Below are 20,128 nucleotides of genomic sequence, written 5' to 3'. Positions count from 1 at the left end.
GGTGCGGGCTGTGCCGTCGCTGGCGGTTCGCTGTGGATTCTCCAAGGGGTGTGCAAAGAGGTACGCGGGGCTCACCCCTGAGCTACGAGTCCCGCCACCAGCGCGGCCACCCCGCCCTGGACCGCCGTCAGGACGGCGTCCTTGGCACCGGCGGAGACCGCGCGGCCGAGGGCTCGGAGACGGCCCGGCTGGGACTGGACGGCGGCCACGACGGCTCCGGGGTCGACGACCGTGCCGTCCGGCGACACCATGCCGGCGCTGCGGAGGTCGGCGATGAACGAGCGGAGTTCCTCGACCGCGGCGTCCAATTCGGCGCGGGAGAGGCCCTCGCCGTTGTACTGGACGTTGTGATCGCCGACCTGTTTGTACTGGGTCCCGGTGACCTTGTCCCCGTGCACGTAATCCGACATGAGCGTGGCCTTTCGGTGTCCGGTGGGAAGGGTGGGGCGAATTCCGTCAGTTGAACATGCGATTCCCTGAGCCGGTCTGCTTGTACTGCCGATCGGCCTTGTCGCCCATCACGACGTCTCCCCGGACATCCACATGAACGGCTTCGATGGGCGGGTCCTCGATGGCGTTGACGATGATCCCCTTGATGCGGTGGATCTCATTCGGATCCGTGCCCATCAGGGCCGTGTACTGGGTACCCGAAGTCTCGATCATGAGGGCGTACCGGCTGCGCTGGAAAAACAGCCGGTACAACAGGAAGGCCAGCAGTACGGCCGCTCCGACGCCGGCCACGACGACCACGATGTCGGCCACCCCACGCACGATCTCCGCGGCGTCGGGGTCGAGTTCGGACGGTAGTCGGGGCGGGATCACGACGGCTGCGACGGCGAGAACGACCAAGGAGCCGATCTGCTGGAGCGAATGGAACGTCGTGAGCTTTCCCGTCCGCCGGATCCGCAGGGTCTGCATCCTGGATATATTCGCCAGGGGATAGGCCTCATGGCCTATTTGAACAACTCTTCGACTGATGGTGATGTGGCCGACCCGCTTCTTCGCCATACGGCAATTCCCCCGACCCCTGAGCGAAGTGGCTCCGGAATTAACTGACCGGAAGTATCCTCCGCCGCTATTGCGCCAACAACCCGTTTTCGGGAATTGGAGAGGGAGGGACCAGGGTGCCTGATGGTTCGTTCTCGTCAGCGAGGGACGCCTGCGTCGTCCAGGAACTCGTGCATGGTCTCCGCGGGGAGGCTCGGGTTGCTCAGGGCGTAGGAGGCGGATTCCGGATTCCGCAGGCACTGGAGGATGAGGTCCAGCGGCAGCGAAGGGTGCGCAGCCGCCATGCCACGAACGCGCTCGTCGGGGTCGGACAGCAACCGGACCACCACATCGACGGGCGCCTCGGGGTCGAGTCCCACCAGCCATCGTCTGCCCGGGTCCGGATCGCCGGCGAAGCGCCGCCCATTGCCCGTACGCGGGAAGTTGGGGTGCCGCAGCAGATCGCCCTTGGTGATGACCCGGCAATCCACATACGTCTGCAGCACCACCTCGCCGTCGACGGTCGGCTGGTTCTTCTCCCCTGGACCGGCGAAGGCGGCAAGCCGTGCTACCTCGACACCGACGGGACCGGCTGCCTCTCCCGCGTGGCCGACACCGTGGAGCGTGTGCAGCTCGGGATGGCGGGCGGGCTGCTCGAATACGCGGATGACATGCTCGCCGACCGCCGCGCGACGCCCGCGCAGCTGCGGTTCCTGGTAGCGCGGATGTGTGAGGCGCTGACCGATGTGTGTCGCATCGCGGAGAGCCGGGGCGCCCGGCTCAGGAGCGGGAGCGAATGAGGCGCCAGCCGAAGTAGCACGCGCCCGCCGCCCCGCCGACCGCGCCGATGACGCACAGCACCGTCGCCCATACGGCCGTGTCCGTCGTGAGCCAGAGCAGGCTCACGGCGACCAGCGCCACGGAGAGCGCGAGCCGCTCCCCGTGGCCGGGGCCGCGGCGACCTGTCAGTCCCCGATCGCGCTGCACTTGTACGTGACGCCCTTCATCTTGATGTCCCGGTAGCCAACCCTGAGGTCCCGGGAGGCCTTCGTGTTCATGGGGGCGACGTCGGTGCCGCCACCGCCGCCGGTGCTCTTCTTGCGGCAGGAGTAGCCGAGCGCCTCCAGTTTCTTGAGGTCGCTCTTCGCCTGGTAGTTCTTGTACGACTTGATCATGGCCGCCCGCTTCTCCGCGGGCGTGGCGTTCTTCGCCTGTGAGTACAGGTAGCAGCCGATGCTCGCGCCGATGCCGACCCATGACGCGCCCTTGGCGAGGGCCTTGGTGAGGCCCGCCGCGCCGCTGCCGATGCCGAGGACCGTGCAGATCTCGTCGGCGCCGACGCGGGTCTGGCCCGCCGCCGGCGAGGTCGCCGCGGACGCCGTCTGCGCGCCGATGCCGCACAGGGCGCCGGTCAGCGCGAAGGTCAGCGCGGCAGAAATTCCCTTGCTTCGTCTGCTCACGAAGTTGCTCACGAAGTACATCCCCCATGCAATCCGTAATTGCTGGTCAGGCAACTACTGGTCAGGAAATTGCTTGATCGTTTCATCGGGGACGCTAGTGGTCGCGGCGAGCGGTGCGCAATGGCGAAGTTTGCTCGCGGGGGTTTTCTTGACGAGTCCTTACGGGCGAAAGACCGGGCGTCAACACCTCGACATCCGACATCACCCCCATAACCTGCCATACGCGTACAACCTTTCCTTTCGCCTCACGAGTCATCAAGGCATGAACCACGGGACACCGAGCGACAGGGCAAGAGGCATTTCCAGACATGTGAGAGCGATCGTCGCGGTGGGTGTGGGTGCGGGCGTGCTCATGCCGTGCATCGCGGCCGCCGCGCCCGCCGACGCGATGGCGGCACCCACCGTCCGATGCAGCTCCGACGACGACGACCTCGCCGAGCGGCTGAGGAAGGACATCACCGCCGCCCTCGCCCACCGCGACAGCACCGTCGCCGTCGGCCTCCACGACCGTGCCACGGACACCACCTGCACGCTCAGGCCCCTCGCGGGCTATGACTCGGCCAGCATCATCAAGGTCACCGTGCTGGCCGCGCTGCTGTGGGACGCCAAGCGGCACGACCGGTTCCTGACGCGCCGGGAGGCGGCCCTCAGCAAGGTCATGATCGTGAAGTCGGAGAACGCCGCGACCCGCACCCTCTGGAAGCAGCTCGGCATGAGGACGGTCAAGGGCTTCCTCAAAGCCGCGGGCATGACCCGGACCTGGCCGGGTGCCAACGGCTACTGGGGTCTCACCCGGATCATCGTCACCGACGAGCAGAAGCTGCTGAGGCTCCTCACCACCAGGAACGCCGTGCTCAGCGACAACTCCCGCGGCTACATCCTGAGGCTGATGCGCCAGGTCGTGCCCTCGCAGCGGTGGGGCACACCGTACGGCGTCCCGTCCGGTGTCTCCGTGGCCGTCAAGAACGGCTGGCTGCGGCGGGACGCCCACGGCTGGCGGGTGCACAGCGTCGGTGTCTTCAAGGGGCGCGGTCACGACTACACCGTCACCGTGCTCACCCACGGGAACCGGGACATGAAGTACGGCGTCAACAGCATCCAGCGCATCGCCAAGGTCATCCACCGGGACCTCGCCGCGAGCTGACGCTTCAAGACGCTTCAAGACGCTTCATGAGCCGGTCTCCCCGGCGTCACCGACCCGCCCTACGGTGACCCCCATGCGCCTGAGAACCGTACTCGCGACCGCCACCGCGGCCCTGGCGGCGGCCACCTGTCTGACCGCCGCGGGCCCGGCGAGCGCCCACGCCAACTCCGGGAACCGGCACGCCTGTTCCCCTTCCGTCTCCCTCGACCGCTTCTCCGACGCGCTCGACAAGACGACCTACCAGGGCACCTTCGTCGGCAACTTCTCCGCGCTCGCCGTGGACGGCCGGGACGGTTCCCTCGCCGCCCTCTCCGACCGATCCGCCCTGCTCAAACTCGAAAGCGCCAACACCCTCACCCCCGAGGCCGTCGTCCCCCTCGCCGACGAGAGCGGCGCCGCCCTCGACTCCGAGGGCCTGGTCATCGACCGGGACCGCACCCGGCTGATCTCCTCCGAGACCGAGCCCTCCATCCGCCGCTACTCCCGTGACGGCAGGATCCTCGACCGCCTCCCCGTCCCGGACGACCTGAAAGTCGCCCCCGCCGGCCGTGCCGTCTCCAACGGCACCTTCGAAGGGCTCACCCTCCTTCCCGGCGGCCGCACCCTCCTCGCCTCCATGGAGTACGCCCTGGCAGGAGACAGCGGCGACATCGTCCGGTTCCAGACCTGGAACCGCACCCCCCACGGCCGCTTCACGCTCGGCCCCCAGTACGCCTACCGCGTCGACACCGGCCTCGGCGTCCCCGAGGTCCAGGCCACCCCGGACGGCCGGCTCCTCGTCCTGGAGCGCGGCTTCACCGCCGGAGTCGGGAACACCGTCCGGCTCTACGTCGCCGATCCGCGCCGCGCGACCGACACCAGCCACGTCGACAAGCTCACGGGGCAGGACAACATAACGATCATCAACAAGACCCTCCTCACCGACATCGTCAGCTGCCCCTCCCTCGGCGCCACCGCCAAGCAGCCCCAGCCCAATCCCCTCCTCGACAACATCGAGGGCATGGCGATCACGGGGCGTGCGCACAATCGCCTGAGGGTGGTACTCGTCAGCGACGACAACCAGAACGCCGTACAGACGACCCGCTTCTACTACCTGCGCGTCCGTATCTGACCGGTATCGATCGGTCACCGTTTGTTGCGGAGGGATGAAATCCGCATCCGCCCGCGTTGGTGCCTTCCGGCAGATCAGGACGAACGGAGGGCACCCGCGTGGCAGCGCAACGGGGATGGGCACAACGGCTGTGGGGCTACGCCTGGCGCTACCCCAAGGACGTGATCCTCGCCCTGGGCTCGTCACTCGCCGGCATGGCCGTGATGGCGCTCGTCCCGCTGATCACCAAGGTGATCATCGATGACGTCATCGGCGATCACAGTCGTGGGATGGCCGTCTGGGCCGGGCTGCTCATAGCCGCCGCCCTCGCCGTCTACGTCTTCACCTACATCCGCCGCTACTACGGCGGCCGTCTCGCCCTCGACGTCCAGCACGACCTGCGGACCGAGATGTTCGGCACGATCACCCGGCTCGACGGGCGACGACAGGACGAGCTGTCCACCGGGCAGGTCGTCGGGCGCGCCACCAGCGACCTCCAGCTGATCCAGGGCCTGCTCTTCATGCTCCCGATGACCATCGGGAATTTCGCGCTCTTCCTGATCTCCCTGGTCGTCATGGCGTGGCTGTCGCTGCCCCTGACCCTCGTCGCGCTCGCCGTCGGCCCCGCCCTGTGGTGGATCGGCAAGCGCAGCCGCACCAAGCTGCACCCCTCCACCTGGTACGCCCAGGCCCAGGCCGCCGCCGTCGCGGGCGTGGTCGACGGGGCTGTCAGCGGTGTACGCGTGGTGAAGGGGTTCGGGCAGGAGGAGCAGGAGACCGGGAAGCTGCGGGAGGTCAGCCGCAGGCTGTTCGCCGGACGGCTGCGCACCATCCGGTTCAACAGCAAGTACACCCCGGCCCTGCAAGCCGTCCCCGCCCTCGGGCAGGTCGCGATGCTCGCGCTCGGTGGCTGGCTGGCCGTGCGCGGGCACATCACGCTCGGCACCTTCGTCGCCTTCTCCACCTATCTCGCCCAGCTCGTCGGGCCGGTCCGGATGCTCGCCATGGTCCTCACCGTCGCGCAGCAGGCCCGCGCCGGCACCGAGCGCGTCCTGGAGCTGATCGACACCGAGCCGTCGATGAAGGACGGCACGAAGGAACTTCCCGCCGACGCGCCCGCCACCGTCGAGTTCGACGACGTGTCGTTCGGCTACGAGGACGGCCGTCCCGTCCTCGACGGGCTCAGCTTCGAGATACGCCCCGGTGAGACCCTCGCCGTCGTCGGCTCCTCCGGCTCCGGCAAGTCCACCGTCTCCCTCCTCCTGCCGCGCTTCTACGACGTCACGCACGGCGCCGTCCTTGTCGGCGGCCACGACGTCCGCGAGCTGACCTCCGACTCGCTGCGGGCCGCCATCGGACTGGTGCCGGAGGACTCCTTCCTCTTCTCGGACACCGTGCGCAACAACATCGCCTACGGCCGCCCCGACGCCACCGAGGACGAGATCCGCACGGCCGCGCGCGCCGCCCAGGCCGACCGCTTCATCGCCGAGCTGCCCGACGGCTACGACACCAAGGTCGGCGAGCACGGCCTCACCCTCTCCGGCGGCCAGCGCCAGCGCGTCGCCCTCGCCCGCGCGATCCTCACCGATCCCAGGCTGCTCGTCCTGGACGACGCGACCTCGGCGGTGGACGCCCGCGTCGAGCACGAGATCCACGAGGCGCTGAAGCAGGTCATGGAGGGCCGGACCGCCCTCCCGTCGCCCGACCACCACCCCTCATCGAGCGCTGACGCGCGCACCACCTTGTTGATCGCGCACCGCCGCTCCACCCTGAACCTCGCCGACCGCATCGCCGTCCTCGACGCCGGCCGTCTCGCCGACATCGGCACCCACGACGAACTCCAGCGGCGGTCCGCCCTCTACCGGCGCCTCCTCACCGACCCCGACGAACTCGGCGGCGTCTCACCCGGCCACACCCAGCCGGCCTGCCCCCGGGAGGACACCTCCGTACGCGACGAGCTGGAGGCCGAGTTCGACGCCGAGCGCGGCGTGACCCCCCGGTTGTGGACCGGCGACCGCGAGCCCAAGGACCTGGCCCTGACCGAGTCCCCGGCCACCCCCGAACTCCTCGCCCAGGTCGACGCGCTGCCCCCGGCCGCCGACACCCCCGACATCGACGAGGCGGGTGCGGTACGGCCGGAGGAGGCGTACGGCCTGAAGCGGCTGCTACGGGGCTTCGGGCGGCCACTCCTCATCAGCCTCGGCCTGGTCGCCGTCGACGCCGGTATGGGACTGCTGCTGCCGGTGCTGATCCGGCACGGCATCGACTCCGGCGTCACCCAGGCCGCCCTCGGCGCGGTCTGGGCGGCGGCCCTGCTCGGGCTGCTCGCGGTGACCGTCCAGTGGGCGGCGCAGATCGGCGAGACCCGGATGACGGGGCGGACGGGCGAGCGCGTCCTCTACTCCCTCCGTCTGAAGATCTTCGCCCAGCTCCAGCGCCTGGGACTCGACTACTACGAGCGTGAGCTGACCGGCCGGATCATGACGAGGATGACGACCGACGTCGACGCCCTCTCCACCTTCCTGCAGACCGGCCTGGTCACCGCCTTCGTCTCCGTCGTCACCTTCTTCGGCATCATGGTCGCCCTGCTGGTGCTCGACCTCCAGCTCGCGCTCGTCGTCTTCGCGACACTGCCGCCGCTGATCATCGCCACGGTCTACTTCCGGCGCGCCAGCGTGAAGGCGTACGAACTCGCCCGTGAGCGGGTGTCGGTGGTCAACGCCGACCTCCAGGAGTCGGTGTCCGGGCTGCGGATCGTGCAGGCCTTCCGGCGCGAGCGGGACGGCGGCGCGCGGTTCGCGGAGCGCAGCGACAGCTACCGCCAGGCCCGTATCCGCGGCCAGTGGCTGATCTCGATCTACTTCCCCTTCGTGCAGTTCCTGTCGTCCGGGGCCGTGGCGGCGGTGCTCATCGTGGGCGGCGGCCGGATCGACGAGGCGACGCTGACGACGGGCGCGCTGGTGGCGTACCTGCTCTACATCGACCTGTTCTTCGCGCCGGTCCAGCAGTTGTCCCAGGTCTTCGACGGCTACCAGCAGGCCACGGTCTCCCTCGGCCGCATCCAGGAACTCCTCCAGGAGCCGACGTCGACGAAGGCGGCCGAGGAGCCGCTGGAGGTGCTGTCGCTGCGGGGCGAGGTCGCCTTCGAGGACGTGCACTTCATGTACGGGGACGACGAGGAGGCGCTCAGCGGGATCGAACTGCGGATACCCGCCGGTCAGACGGTCGCCTTCGTCGGCGAGACCGGCGCGGGCAAGTCGACCCTCGTCAAGCTCGTGGCCCGCTTCTACGACCCGACCGGCGGCCGGGTGACGGTTGACGGCACGGATCTGCGCTCCCTGGACATCACCTCGTACCGGCACCGTCTCGGCGTCGTGCCGCAGGAGGCGTACCTCTTCCAGGGCACCGTCCGCGACGCCATCGCCTACGGCCGGCCCGAGGCGACGGACGCCGAGGTCGAGGCCGCGGCCCGGGCGGTCGGCGCCCACGAGATGATCGCGACCCTCGACGGCGGCTACCTCCACGAGGTCGCCGAGCGCGGCCGCAACCTCTCCGCGGGCCAGCGCCAGCTGATCGCCCTGGCCCGCGCCGAGCTGGTCGACCCCGATGTCCTGCTCCTCGACGAGGCCACGGCCGCCCTCGACCTGGCCACGGAGGCGCAGGTCAACCAGGCGACGGACCGCCTCGCCGGCCGCCGTACCACGCTCGTGGTCGCCCACCGGCTGACGACCGCGGCCCGTGCCGACCGGGTGGTCGTCATGGAGCACGGGCGGGTCGCCGAGGACGGTACGCACGAGGAGCTGCTGGCGCGCGGCGGGCGGTACGCCGAGCTGTGGCGGACCTTCATCGGGGAGGCCGAGAGCGAGGCCGCCGTCGCCTGAGCCCCGGGCGGCCGTGCAACCATCCGGCATACGTCCTGCGTCCGTACACCAGTACGCTCATTGCCGGTGTACGGGGAGGACAACACAGTGGACAGTGGTGCGATACGCCGACGACTGGCGGTCGGCCTGGCGTTGCTGACCGCGTCCGGAGTGCTCGCGGTGGCGGTCCCGGCGCAGGCGCACGCCGCCGCGCCGACGCGCTGCGAGGGGCGCAAGGTCAAGACGTACCCGTTCTCGACCGGCACCCTGTACGTCTACAAGCGCGGCGGCCACGTCTGTGTCATCACCCTGCCCAAGAAGCCCGGCCGCGACCAGTGGATGAAGGCCAGTGTCCAGGCGTACCGGGCCCGGCCGGTGACCGACGAGGGCGAACGCAACCGCCGCGCGGGGCCGGTCACCATCCACGCCGGCCAGCGCTGTGTGTGGGTGAAGGCCCGGGTGGGACGCGGTTCGGTGAGCAAGGGCTGGATCCTGTGCTGACCTGACGGGCGGGCACCGGATATTCCATCTCCCCTGGTGCGGGGCGGAGTTGGCCGCTAGCTTGCGGCGGACATCCGCTTCCCCCAGGGAGGGTGCATGGTCCGCAAGACCCTCAGATGGCTGGTGGCGCTCGCGCTGCTCACCGGCGCGCTCGCCACGGCCACGGCACCGGCGGCCACCGCCGCCGAGCCGGACATCGAGGAACGGCTGCTGTCCATACCGGGCATGAGCCTCATCGAGGAGAAGCCGTACCCCGGCTACCGCTTCTTCGTCCTCTCCTACACCCAGCCGGTCGATCACCGGAACCCGGCCGCGGGCACCTTCCAGCAGCGCCTGACCGTGCTGCACCGGGACGTCTCCCGCCCGACCGTCTTCTACACCAGCGGCTACGAGGTCTCCACGAACCCCAGCCGCCGCGAGCCGACGCAGATCGTCGACGGCAACCAGATCTCCATGGAGTACCGCTACTTCACCCCGTCCCGGCCCGAACCGGCCGACTGGACCAAACTGGACATCTGGCAGGCGGCCACCGACCAGCACCGCATCTTCAAGGCGCTGAAGCCGATCTACGACCGCAAATGGCTCTCCACCGGAGTCTCCAAGGGCGGCATGACCGCCACCTACTACGAGCGCTTCCACCCCCGTGACATGGACGGCGTCGTCGCCTACGTCGCCCCCAACGACGTCGTCGAGCACGAGGACTCGGCATACGACCGCTTCTTCGCCAAGGTCGGCACCAAGGAGTGCCGGGACCGGCTGAACGCGGTGCAGCGGGAGGCACTGGTCCGGCGGGAGCCGCTGAAGAAGCGGTTCGCGGCGCTCGCGGCCGAGCGCGGCTACACCTTCGCCACGATCGGCAGCCTGGACAAGGCGTACGAGACGGTCGTCCTGGACTGGGTCTGGGGCTTCTGGCAGTACAGCCTGCTCAAGGACTGCGACACGATCCCGGCGGACGCGGCCCACGCCACCGACGAGGCGATCTGGGCCGCCGTCGACTCGGGCGGCGGCTTCGACTTCTACACCGACCAGGGCCTGGAGCCGTACACGCCGTACTACTACCAGGCCGGCACCCAGCTGGGCTCACCGACCATCGGGTTCCCGCACATCGAGCGCGGGCTCATCCGCTACGGCTACCTCCCGCCCCGCGACTTCGTGCCGCGAGAGATCCCGATGAGGTTCCAGCCGTGGGCCATGCGGGACGTCGACAACTGGATCCGCCACCACGCCCGGCACATGGTCTTCGTCTACGGCCAGAACGACCCCTGGGGCGCGGAACGCTTCCGCGTCGACAAGGGCGCGCGTGACTCCTACGTCTTCGCGGCACCCGGAGCCAACCACGGCGCCCTCGTCTCCGGTCTCGTGGCGAAGGAACGCGAGCTGGCCACGGCCCGCATCCTGAACTGGGCGGGCGTCGCGTCGACCACGGCCGAGCCGAAGCCGCTGGCGAAGTTCGACGCGAAGCTGGACGTACGGGACCCGGAACGGGAGCCCACCCTGCGACCGTGACCTGACGCGTCACACGGGCCGCGCGCAGCCCACCGCCTTCTCGCCGCCCAGCTGGACGTACAGGGCCGTCGACAAGGGGCACTTCGCCCGCTTGTCGACGGCCTTCGTCACCTTGTACTGCGGCCGCTGCTCGCCCTTGCCGTCGCACCGGGTCTCGCGGACCTGACCGCCGCCGGAGTTGTAGACACAGTCACCGACGATCGTGCGGGGCCCGCCACCGCCGCCGGGGTCGCCGGGGTGCGGTGCGGCGAGGTTGCGCATACAGGCGTAGCCCTGCGGGATCGCGCCGTCGCCGTCCTCGTCGGAGGTGCGGCTCTGCTCGGTGATGTGCAGGACGAAGTCCGTCGTCCCGGGACATGCCGGTCCGTCGCCCACCGTCCCGTCGTGCCGTGCCACGACCCGCGCCGCCGCGCGCTCGCTGGTGCAGGACACCTCGGTGAAGCTCGTCGTACCGAAGGAACTGCACTCGTCGACACCGAGGAAGACGGTCCCGTATCCGGCGGGCCGCGTAGGTCCGCCGACGTGCCGCCCGCTCGCGCTGGAGGTCTCGGCCGGCCGCCCGTCCCGCTCCTCGGCCCCCGACGCCCCCTGACACCCCGTCACCAGGGCGACGAGCAGCGCCACCCACGCACAGGCCACCCCCACCGCACTTCTCCCACGCATCGCACTCCCCCCGGGTACCCCCGTCCAGCGTGGCCCGTGGCGGCGGGCGCACGCCAGACGTGTGGGGTCCTTTGCGTCGGTTGGGGGTGAGTGTGCCCGTTGTGTGGCGTACGGGCGCTACGTCCGCGAGGGTGTTTGGGGCTGGTTGGGCTGGTTCCTCCCGTACGACAGGCCATGACCGATCGGATACAGCACCCGGGTCGGATCGTCCGCCCGCTGCACCGGCACCGGCAGCCTCCCGCGCGGCGCCACCCGTCCGGCGATCACCCGGGCCGCCGCCCGCAGTTCGACGTCGGTCCAGGAGTACGCCGCCAGACAGGCCGGTACGCCGGGCAGCTGGGCCACGTCGTACGGGTTGCGGATCGCCACCGCCACCACCGGCCGGCCCGTTGCCAGCAACCGCTCGACCAGCGCCTTCTGCGCACTGCCCGCGGTGACGTTGTACGTCCCCACCACCACGGCGTCCGCCTCCCCCGCCGCCGCGACGGCCCGCTCGATGGTCGCGGCGGAGGGCGCGGTACCGGTCGACAGGGCGGTCGCCGTGAAGCCCAGTTCGGTGAGGGCGGTGGCGAGCACGCCGGTCGGCGGTCCCGTCGTACCGGACGGGGAGGCCGGGTCGGCGCCCACGACCAGCACCCGGGGGTGGGTACGGCGGGACAGCGGGAGCAGGTGCCCCTCGTTGACCAGCAGGGTCGTGGTGCGCTCGGCGATACGGTCTGCGGTCGCCAGGTGCGACCGGGTGCCGACGTTCCGGTCGACGCCGCCCTGACTGACGTACGGCTCCTTGAACAGCCGTAGCTTCGCCTTCAGCCGCAGCACGCGGAGGATCGATTCGTCGAGCCGCGCCTCGGTGAGCTCCCCGTCCTGGACGGCCTTCAGGACCGCGTTCCAGGCGATGTCGAGGTTCGGCGGGTTGAGGAGCTGGTCCACGCCGGCCTTGAGGGCGAGGACGGGGACGCGGTCGTCGCCGTATTTCGTACGGACGCCCTCCATGCCGAGCGAGTCGGTCACCACGAGCCCGTCGTAGCCCAGTCGCTCACGCAGGATGCCGGTGAGGATGGGGTGGGAGAGGGTGGCCGGGTCGCCGGAGTCGTCGAGGGCCGGGACCATGATGTGCGCGGTCATGATCGAGTCGATGCCGGCGCGGATCGCGGCCCTGAAGGGCGGGGCGTCGAGCTGGTCCCACTGCTCCTGGGTGTGGGTGATGATCGGGAAGCCGTAGTGGCTGTCGACGGCGGTGTCGCCGTGCCCCGGGAAGTGCTTGGCGGTGGCTGCGGTCTGCCGGCCCCGCTGATATCCGGCCACCTCGGCGGCGACCATGCCGGAGACTGCACCGGGGTCGGAGCCGAAGGAGCGGACGCCGATGACGGGGTTGGCCGGGTTGACGTTGACGTCGGCGACGGGGGAGTAGTTCTGCCGGATACCGAGCGCCCGCAGCTCCTGACCGGCGATCCGGCCGACTGTCCGGGCGTCGTCGCGCGAGCCACCGGCGCCGATGGCCATGGCGCCCGGGAACAGGGTGGCGGGCTCACCGACACGGCAGACGATGCCGTGTTCCTGGTCGGTGGAGATCAGCACGGGCAGACCGCGGGTCTGGCTGAGGGAGGCCCGCTGGATGCCGTTCGAGAGGTCGGCGATCTGGTGCGGGTCGCGGGTGTTGTGCGCCCAGGTGAAGTAGATGATGCCGCCGACACGGTACTTGGCGACCAGCTCGGCGGCCGTGCGGACGCCGATCTCCTTGAGGTTGGCGTCGATGTCGGCCTGGTCGGGGGCGGTCGCGGAGTGGCCGTAGACCCGCATCACGAAGAGCTGGCCGACCTTCTCCGGCAGGGTCATCCGGGCGATGAGAGCGCGGAGTTTGCGGTCGTCGGGGGTGGCGGCGTGGGCCGTGCCGCTGGCCGCCAGGACCGCGGTGACGCCTGCGGTGGCGGCGAGGACGGTACGTCTTGAAGGTGGTGCGGTGTGTCCCGTGCTTCCCGTACTGGAGTTGCGCACCTGCGCGCTCCTTCCATGGTGAAGGAAACTTCCAAGACGCACCAATAACCGGGAAGTTTCCGCCAGTCAAGGGAATCGGCCGTAACCGGAAGACGGCCGAGAGGCGGAGAGGGGCCGCCATCGGCGCAGTTGGAGGGGGGCGCGCCGATGACGGCGTGCTGCCGGCCGCGGCACGGCGGAGAGGGTGGTCAGCAATCGCAGCCAGCAGCGAGGGCCGACACCGCACCACGGTGACTCTCCGGCAGCTTGCGGGTTGGACGAGCGGGGGTGGGGGTGGGTTCCCGGGGTGGCCGGAATCTGTGAAGTTGGTGGGGAGGGGGCTGGTGGGGCGTCGAGGTAGTAGGCATGCGTCAGGGCCGCGGGTCCATCCCGTGGACATCCGGGCGCGGGCGCAAGTGGGCGCGGGATCATGCGGGCATGCCCGAAGTCGACATTCCCGGTTCCAAGTCCATCACTGCCCGTGCGCTCTTCCTGGCGGCCGCGGCCGACGGTGTCACCACGTTGCGGCGGCCGCTGCGTTCGGATGACACCGAGGGGTTTGCCGAGGGGCTCGGTCGGCTTGGGTATCGGATCGGTCGGGCCCCGGACGCCTGGCAGGTCGACGGTCGGCCGCAGGGGCCGGCGGTCGCGGCGGCCGATGTCTACTGCCGTGACGGTGCGACGACGGCCCGGTTCCTGCCGACGCTGGCCGCGGCCGGCCACGGTACCTATCGCTTCGACGCCTCGCCGCAGATGCGCCGGCGACCACTGGGGCCCCTTAGTTCGGCGCTGCGTGACCTGGGCGTGGATCTGCGGCACGAGGAGAAGGAGGGGCACCATCCGCTGACGGTGGCGGCGGCCGGGGTCCGGGGCGGCGAGGTGACGCTCGACGCCGGGCAGTCGTCGCAGTATCTGACGGCCCTGCTGCTGCTCGGCCCGCTCACCCGTGAGGGCCTGCGGATCACCGTCACCGAACTGGTCTCGGCGCCGTACGTCGAGATCACGATCGCGATGATGCGGGCGTTCGGGGTGGAGGTGGGCCGGGAGGGGGATGTCTTCGTGGTCCCGCCCGGGGGCTACCGCGCCACGACCTACGCCATCGAGCCCGACGCCTCCACCGCGAGCTACTTCTTCGCCGCGGCGGCCGTCACGGGCGGCGAGGTGACCGTTCCGGGGCTGGGAGAGGGGGCGCTCCAGGGCGACCTGGGGTTCGTGGACGTACTGCGGCGGATGGGCGCGGAGGTGACGGTGGGGGCCGACGCGACGACGGTCCGGGGGGCCGGTCAACTGCGCGGCGTCACCGTCAATATGCGCGACATCTCCGACACCATGCCGACCCTCGCCGCGATCGCCCCGTTCGCCTCCGGGCCGGTGCGGATCGAGGACGTCGCGAACACCCGGGTCAAGGAGTGCGACCGGCTGGAGGCCTGCGCGGAGAACCTGCGGCGGCTGGGGGCGGAGGTGGCGACCGGGCCGGACTGGATCGAGATCCGGCCGGGTCTGTCGGGTCGGGCGAGCCGACCGGGTTTCTCGGGTGCGGAGATCAAGTCTTACGGCGACCACCGCATCGTGATGTCCTTCGCGGTGACCGGGCTTCGGGTGCCGGGTGTGTCGTTCGACGATCCCGGGTGTGTGCGGAAGACCTTCCCGGGCTTTCACGAGGCGTTCGGGGCGCTGCGGGGGAGGCTCATGCCATGACCGCCTACCTCATCCTCCATGGCTGGCAGAACCACCGCCCCGAGGACCACTGGCAGCACTGGCTCGCCGACCGGCTCACCGAACTCGGACACCAGGTCGTCTATCCGCAGCTGCCGGATCCCGACGTACCCGAACTGGACGTCTGGCTGGCGGAGTTGGGTCGGCATCTGGACGGGCTCGACGCCGGGGCGGAGCGGGTCGTCGTCGCGCACAGCCTGTCCGCCGTGCTGTGGCTGCACGCCGCCGCGCTGGGGATGCCGGGGCTCGGCGCGGTGGACCGGGTGCTGCTGGTCGCGCCTCCGTCGGGGACGGTCCTCGCGGGATATCCGGAGGTCGCCGGATTCGCGGTGCCGCACCTGGAGTTCACGCTTCCGGGCCCGACCCGGCTGGTCGCCGGGGACGACGACCCGTACTGCCCGCAAGGCGCCGACACCGTCTACGGCACCCCGCTCGCCCTGCCGACCGACATCCTCCCGGGCGCCGCCCACCTGGATCTGGACGCCGGGTACGGGCCCTGGCCCGCGGTACTGGAGTGGTGCCTGGACCCGGCCGGGCGGCTTGTGGCTCGGTCCGAGTAGGGCCCGGGGAGGCGCCGCTCATCCGTCCTCCGGTGACGCCTTCCCGCCCCTGAGTTCCGGCGTCGTCGTGCCGACGTACGTCACCGCCAGTACGCACAGCAGCCCGCCCGTGATCAGGGCCGTCGCGCCGGAGGACCAGCCGGCGACCAGGCCGCCCCGGAGGTTGCCGAGGTGAGGGCCCGCCTGGCCGACGATCTGTTCGGCGGCCGTCACCCGGCCGAGCAGGGCGTCGGGGGTGCGGGTCTGGACGATCGTGCTGCGGGAGATGACCGAGAGGGCGTCGGCGGCACCGGCCACCACCAGCAGCCCGAGCCCCGTCCACGGGTCGGTCGTCAGGCCGAACAGCGTCAGTGCCGCACCCCAGGTCCCCGCCCCGACCAGCATCACGAGCCCGGGGCGGCCCAGCCGGGTCACCGAACCCGACAGGGCCGTCGCGGTGACGCCGCCCACCGCGACCGCCGACAGGAACAGACCGAGGGTGCGCGGGCTGCCGTCGAAGCGCTCGGCGTTGACCAGGGGGAACAGGCTGACCGGCATGGCGAGGACCGTGGCCGCGAGGTCGGTGATGAGGGCGCCGCGCACTACCCGGTGACCGGCCAGGAAGCGCAGGCCGTCCAGGACGCCGTGCAGCCCGGCCCGTGACGGCTCGCCCTCGGGCGGCAGCGCGGGCAGCCCGAAGGCGCCGTAGAAGGCGAGGCCGAAGCTCAGCGCGTCCAGCAGATAGCAGACGCCGATGCCGAACCAGCCGAGGAACAGCCCGCCCAGCGCCGGGCCGAGCAGCATCATCACCTGGGCGGAGGCGTGGTTGAGGGCCAGCCCGGCCGCCACCTGCTCCTTGGGCAGCAGCCGCGGTACGAACACTCCCGCCGCCGGGCCGCCGACCGCGCCGAAGCACGATCCGGCGGCGACGAGCGCGAGGATCCCGGCCACCGGCACGCCCCCGGTGAAGCCCTGCACCGCGAGCAGCAGTGCGCAGACCGCCTGCCCGACGGTGGCGACGAGGAAGATCCGCCGCCGGTCGCCGCGGTCCACCCATGCCCCGGCGAACAGGCCCACGCCCACCATCGGCACCGCCTGCGCCAGACCGACCGCGCCGCTCCAGACCGCGCTGTGCGTCAGGTCCCAGACCTGGTACATGACGGTCACCATCGTCATGAAGCCGCCGAGCACGGAGACCGTCCGCCCGATCAGCAGCCGCCGGAAGACGGGGGAGACGCGCAGCGGCCGTACGTCTATCAACGTACGGGCGAGGCGCGGGGCGGGTTCGGGCACGAGGGGCGAGGCTATACGGCACCCCGCGCACACGGCGAGCGAATTACCCGGCGGCTACGCCGATTCGTTCAGCAGCCGCGACAGATGGTCGTGCCCCGCGCCGAGGAGCCCCTCAAGGGGCGCGGCCTCCTCGTACCACCGCTTCTCGTACTCCCAGCACAGCCAGCCGTCCCAGCCGTGCCGGGACAGGACCTCCACGCACTCGGCGAGCGGAAGCACCCCGGCGCCCAGCGGCAGCGGGGTCGTGTCGTCGGCGGAGGCGATGTCCTTGACCTGGACGTAGCCGAGATACGGGGAGAGCGCGGCGTAGCTCTCCGAGGGCTGCTCCCCGGCCAGCCAGGTGTGCATGACGTCCCACAGCGAGCCCACGTGACGGTGGCCGACCAGGCCGAGGACACGGATCGCGTCGGCCGCGGCGCGGTGCGAGTCATGGGTCTCCAGCAGGATCCGTACGCCCATGTCGGCGGCGTACTCCGCGGCCGTACCGAGACGCCGCGCCGCGATCGCGTCGGCGCGCTGCCGGGTCTGCTCGTGGTCGGCGCCGGGGAAGACGCGGACGAAGGGGGCGCCGAGGTCATGGGCGAGATCGACGAGCCTGCGGACCTCCTCGATCACGGGCCCGTCGTCACCCGGCGCGGCGACCTTGGCGTACCCGGCGAGCCCCACCAGCTCGACACCGGCCGCCTTGAACTCGGCCGCCACATCGTCCCGTTCACCCGGTCCGAGGCCCAGGTGCACCGGCTCCTCGGGATGGGTGCGCAGTTCGACACCGTGATACCCGTGCGCGGTAGCGAGGCGCAGCACATCGGGGAGGGGGAGACCGGGGACGCCGAGGGTGGAGAACGCCAGTTTCATGCATCCACCTTGCCAGGGAAACGAGAAGACGCCCATCCGGGCGCAGGGGTCCGGGGCGTCACTCGGGCGCGTCGTGCAGGGCCAGGCGCCAGTCCTGGCCGGTCAGGTCCTTGCCGAAGGAGCGGTGCGGCTTCTCGGCGGCGAGCACGAAGCCATGGCGCTGGTAGATGCGGCGGGCGGCGGACAGCACGTCGTTGGTCCACAGCACGAGGTCGCGGTAGCCGACACCGCGCGCGAAGTCGACGACGGCCGTGACCAGCCGGTCGCCGATGCCGAGGCCGCGGGCGTCGGGCTCGACCAGCAGCAGCCGCAGCCGTGCCGTGGCGGGCGCCGTCTCGTCCCGTACGCACATCACACAGCCCACCGGACGGCCGTCCAGCTCGGCGATCCACACCCGCTCCAGATGCGGGTCGTGGTCCTCGGCGAAGTCGGCGACGATCCTCGCCACCAGCCCCTCGTAGTCGGCGTTCCAGCCGTACTCGGCGGCGTAGAGGGCCGCGTTGCGCTGCACGATCCAGCCGAGGTCACCGGGGCCGGGCTCGCGCAGCAGGACGTCCTCGCGGCGGGGAGGACGGCCGTCGGACAGGATCGTACGTACGGCGGTCATCGCCTCGGCGAGACGTGGCCGCTCGGCGGCCGGCACCGTCGACAGCAGCGAGCCCACCGATTCGTTCGCCCGCTCCTCCAGCAGCTTGCCGGTCTCCCGGCCGCGCGCGGTGAGCGTGACCCGCCGGCGCCTCGGGTCCTGCTTCGAGGCGGTGCGCTCGATGAGCCCGTCCTGCTCGAACTTGTTCAGGATCCGGCTCAGATATCCCGCGTCCAGCGAGAGCTCGGTGCGCAGATCGGCCGCGTCGGTACGCGGGGAGTGCGCGAGCTCGTACAGGACGCGGGACTCGGTGAGGGTGTACGGGGCGTAGAGGTGGCGGCTGTAGTCGAGGGCGCCGATGACGTTCGTGTAGAAGCGGTTGAAGGCGCGGATGTCATGGACGGTCATGATCGTGAACCTCGGATACTTGACTCAGTCAGAGATACCGTGGGTCCGAGCCTAGAACGCCCACGCCCTCGCGGCTACCCCTCGGCGCCCGCCGGCCGGTACACGCACACCAGCGCCCCGGTCTTGGCGGTGGTGGTGGAGACGAGCTCCAGCGGGCGCTTGCCGCCGTCCGCCGGGAAGATCGACTTTCCGCCGCCGAGCAGCACCGGCATCACGATGAGCTGCAACTCGTCGACCAGACCCTCCTGGATCAGCGTCCGTACGAGGCTGGGGCTGCCCATCATCGCCAGATCCCCGCCCTCGGCCGCACGCAGCTCCCGTACCCGCGCGACGGCGTCGGCACCGGGGATGAGGCTGGTGTTGTTCCAGGTCAGGTCGGCTTCGGTGAGGGTGCCGGAGACCACGTACTTCTTGATCGAGTTCATCCGGTCGGCAAAGGGGTCCCCGGCCCGCTCCGGCCACGCCCCCGCCATGGTCTGCCAGGTGCGCCGGCCGAACAGCAGCGCCTCGGCCTTCCGCAGCCCCGCGTCGAAGGCCCCGCCGAGGACCTCCGCGTCGAAGTACGGATGCGACCAGCCACCGTGCGCGAACCCGCCGTCGGTGTCCTCCTGGGGACCGCCGGGGGCCTGGACGACGCCGTCGAGGCTGATGAACTCGGTGATCGCGATGCGCATGGGACTCACTCCTGGGTGGTCGGTCGTGGGGCGGGGTTCGCTACGGCAGGGGAGACCGGGGAGCGGCCCGGAAATCATCGGTGGGCCGCGGGGCAGGCGGTCAGGGGGAGGGCGGTGACGGAGCCGGAGTCGAGCTTTCGGACGAACCGGTAGCACTGAGCGGCGGTGTCCGTGAGTCGTGCGTCGCGAATGAGGACGGTGATGGTGGAGTGCCGTCCCTCCCGGGTCGCGGTCCTGACGTCGTAATAGCCGAGTCTGCCCGTGGGATCGAGGGCCCGCCGCACCCCCGCGAGCGTCAGGTCCCTGGCGTACATGTTCCCGATCCGGTCCTGCGCGAGGCTCGCCCAACTGCCGATCGACCTGCTCGCCCGGCACCCTTCCTCGTCCCGCACGGCCACGGCCGAGGTCCAGGCCGAGCCGGTGCCGTGGGCGAAGGTGAGGTGGAGACAGCGGGTGACCTGGCTGGGGCCGCCGCCCAGCAGTACCGCCTCCTGGTCGTAGAAGGCGGCTTCGGACACGGTGGCGGTGAAGGTGCGGTGGGCCGGGTCGTAGGCGATGAGCGGTGCCTCGCTGTGCCGCCAGATCACACCGGTCAGGGCGTCGACGCCGGCGGCGGAACCACTCCGGTCCAGCGCCCGCCGCGTGTCCCCCTCGACCTCACGGGCGTGCCGCAGGATCGAGGCGACGGCGTCCCGCCGGCGCTCGTCGTTCACATGGCCGGCGTGCCAGACGGTGTACCAGAAGTAGACGACCACGGCGGCCGGGATCATCAGCAGCACGAGACAGCCGGTGGCGATACGCCGGGTCACGGGTCCCGGTCGGCTTGATCGTCCCCCGTCGCTCATGCGGCTGATGTAACAGCAGGGGGAGGG

The 20,128-nt window shown here is 70.7% G+C and carries 20 protein-coding genes; 8 read left to right on the top strand and 12 right to left on the bottom strand.

Annotated features, from left to right (window positions below; translation table 11 throughout):
* Positions 1 to 71: 71 nt before the first annotated feature.
* The 3 genes from IE325_RS08675 to IE325_RS08665 all read right to left on the bottom strand — a co-directional run bounded on the left by IE325_RS08675 (position 72) and on the right by IE325_RS08665 (position 1,496).
* A complete protein-coding gene (locus IE325_RS08675; RefSeq protein WP_190069127.1) occupies positions 72 to 410 on the bottom strand; it encodes a hypothetical protein in 339 nt (112 codons plus the stop codon).
* 46 nt (positions 411 to 456) lie between these two features.
* Positions 457 to 1,008 (bottom strand): DUF6232 family protein, encoded by a 552-nt coding sequence (locus IE325_RS08670; protein ID WP_190069126.1) that lies wholly within the window; start codon positions 1,006 to 1,008, stop codon positions 457 to 459.
* Positions 1,009 to 1,145: 137 nt separating this feature from the next.
* Entirely contained in the window at positions 1,146 to 1,496 is a 351-nt protein-coding gene (locus IE325_RS08665; protein ID WP_229911728.1) for a hypothetical protein, read from the bottom strand.
* Between the two features lie 96 nt (positions 1,497 to 1,592).
* Here IE325_RS08665 and IE325_RS46995 point away from each other — a divergent pair, with 96 nt between their 5' ends.
* Positions 1,593 to 1,787, top strand: coding sequence for a hypothetical protein (locus IE325_RS46995; RefSeq protein ID WP_373315128.1), 195 nt, complete (start codon positions 1,593 to 1,595; stop codon positions 1,785 to 1,787).
* On the opposite strand, the gene IE325_RS08655 is transcribed toward IE325_RS46995, so the two are convergent.
* Positions 1,768 to 1,974 carry a hypothetical protein gene (locus tag IE325_RS08655; RefSeq protein ID WP_190069125.1) on the bottom strand — a complete coding sequence of 69 codons (207 nt, stop codon included), beginning with the start codon at positions 1,972 to 1,974 and terminating at the stop codon, positions 1,768 to 1,770. The genes IE325_RS46995 and IE325_RS08655 overlap by 20 nt on opposite strands.
* Positions 1,953 to 2,459: a hypothetical protein gene (locus IE325_RS08650; RefSeq protein ID WP_229911717.1), complete on the bottom strand. Its 507-nt coding sequence runs from the start codon at positions 2,457 to 2,459 to the stop codon at positions 1,953 to 1,955. Before IE325_RS08650 ends, IE325_RS08655 begins: the two co-directional genes overlap by 22 nt.
* 340 nt (positions 2,460 to 2,799) lie before the next feature.
* Here IE325_RS08650 and IE325_RS08645 point away from each other — a divergent pair, with 340 nt between their 5' ends.
* The 5 genes from IE325_RS08645 (at position 2,800) to IE325_RS08625 (ending at position 10,548) form a co-directional block, all read left to right on the top strand.
* A complete protein-coding gene (locus IE325_RS08645) occupies positions 2,800 to 3,591 on the top strand; it encodes a serine hydrolase (RefSeq protein ID WP_229911727.1) in 792 nt (263 codons plus the stop codon).
* A 73-nt stretch (positions 3,592 to 3,664) separates the two neighbouring features.
* A complete protein-coding gene (locus tag IE325_RS08640) occupies positions 3,665 to 4,702 on the top strand; it encodes an esterase-like activity of phytase family protein (RefSeq protein ID WP_190069122.1) in 1,038 nt (345 codons plus the stop codon).
* Between the two features lie 98 nt (positions 4,703 to 4,800).
* Positions 4,801 to 8,562 (top strand): ABC transporter ATP-binding protein, encoded by a 3,762-nt coding sequence (locus IE325_RS08635; RefSeq protein ID WP_190069121.1) that lies wholly within the window; start codon positions 4,801 to 4,803, stop codon positions 8,560 to 8,562.
* Between the two features lie 87 nt (positions 8,563 to 8,649).
* A complete protein-coding gene (locus IE325_RS08630; RefSeq protein WP_190069245.1) occupies positions 8,650 to 9,042 on the top strand; it encodes a hypothetical protein in 393 nt (130 codons plus the stop codon).
* A gap of 96 nt (positions 9,043 to 9,138) precedes the next feature.
* Positions 9,139 to 10,548: a serine protease gene (locus IE325_RS08625; RefSeq protein WP_190069120.1), complete on the top strand. Its 1,410-nt coding sequence runs from the start codon at positions 9,139 to 9,141 to the stop codon at positions 10,546 to 10,548.
* 9 nt (positions 10,549 to 10,557) lie between these two features.
* Here IE325_RS08625 and IE325_RS08620 read toward each other — a convergent pair whose 3' ends face one another.
* Both IE325_RS08620 and IE325_RS08615 read right to left on the bottom strand, forming a co-directional pair.
* A complete protein-coding gene (locus tag IE325_RS08620) occupies positions 10,558 to 11,211 on the bottom strand; it encodes a hypothetical protein (RefSeq protein WP_190069119.1) in 654 nt (217 codons plus the stop codon).
* Positions 11,212 to 11,328: 117 nt separating this feature from the next.
* On the bottom strand, positions 11,329 to 13,206 hold the full coding sequence (locus IE325_RS08615) for a glycoside hydrolase family 3 protein (protein ID WP_190069118.1): 1,878 nt from the start codon (positions 13,204 to 13,206) through the stop codon (positions 11,329 to 11,331).
* 417 nt (positions 13,207 to 13,623) lie between these two features.
* Between IE325_RS08615 and aroA the strand changes: the two genes are divergently transcribed.
* Together aroA and IE325_RS08605 are read left to right on the top strand one after the other, a co-directional pair.
* On the top strand, positions 13,624 to 14,883 hold the full coding sequence (gene aroA / locus IE325_RS08610; RefSeq protein WP_190069117.1) for a 3-phosphoshikimate 1-carboxyvinyltransferase: 1,260 nt from the start codon (positions 13,624 to 13,626) through the stop codon (positions 14,881 to 14,883).
* Positions 14,880 to 15,461 carry an RBBP9/YdeN family alpha/beta hydrolase gene (locus tag IE325_RS08605; protein WP_190069116.1) on the top strand — a complete coding sequence of 194 codons (582 nt, stop codon included), beginning with the start codon at positions 14,880 to 14,882 and terminating at the stop codon, positions 15,459 to 15,461. Before aroA ends, IE325_RS08605 begins: the two co-directional genes overlap by 4 nt.
* 18 nt (positions 15,462 to 15,479) lie before the next feature.
* Here IE325_RS08605 and IE325_RS08600 read toward each other — a convergent pair whose 3' ends face one another.
* The 5 genes from IE325_RS08600 to IE325_RS08580 all read right to left on the bottom strand — a co-directional run bounded on the left by IE325_RS08600 (position 15,480) and on the right by IE325_RS08580 (position 20,065).
* Positions 15,480 to 16,733 carry an MFS transporter gene (locus tag IE325_RS08600; RefSeq protein ID WP_190069115.1) on the bottom strand — a complete coding sequence of 418 codons (1,254 nt, stop codon included), beginning with the start codon at positions 16,731 to 16,733 and terminating at the stop codon, positions 15,480 to 15,482.
* Between the two features lie 54 nt (positions 16,734 to 16,787).
* A complete protein-coding gene (locus IE325_RS08595; RefSeq protein WP_190069114.1) occupies positions 16,788 to 17,588 on the bottom strand; it encodes a sugar phosphate isomerase/epimerase family protein in 801 nt (266 codons plus the stop codon).
* Between the two features lie 58 nt (positions 17,589 to 17,646).
* On the bottom strand, positions 17,647 to 18,582 hold the full coding sequence (locus IE325_RS08590; protein WP_190069113.1) for a bifunctional helix-turn-helix transcriptional regulator/GNAT family N-acetyltransferase: 936 nt from the start codon (positions 18,580 to 18,582) through the stop codon (positions 17,647 to 17,649).
* A gap of 74 nt (positions 18,583 to 18,656) precedes the next feature.
* A complete protein-coding gene (locus tag IE325_RS08585) occupies positions 18,657 to 19,256 on the bottom strand; it encodes a dihydrofolate reductase family protein (protein WP_190069112.1) in 600 nt (199 codons plus the stop codon).
* A gap of 74 nt (positions 19,257 to 19,330) precedes the next feature.
* Complete coding sequence (locus IE325_RS08580; protein ID WP_190069111.1) at positions 19,331 to 20,065, bottom strand: hypothetical protein; 735 nt, start codon at positions 20,063 to 20,065, stop codon at positions 19,331 to 19,333.
* Positions 20,066 to 20,128: the final 63 nt, after the last annotated feature.

This window comes from Streptomyces lanatus (genome assembly GCF_014655715.1).
Classification (GTDB): Bacteria; Actinomycetota; Actinomycetes; order Streptomycetales; family Streptomycetaceae; genus Streptomyces; species Streptomyces lanatus.
This window is presented reverse-complemented; position numbering and strand designations above follow the sequence as displayed.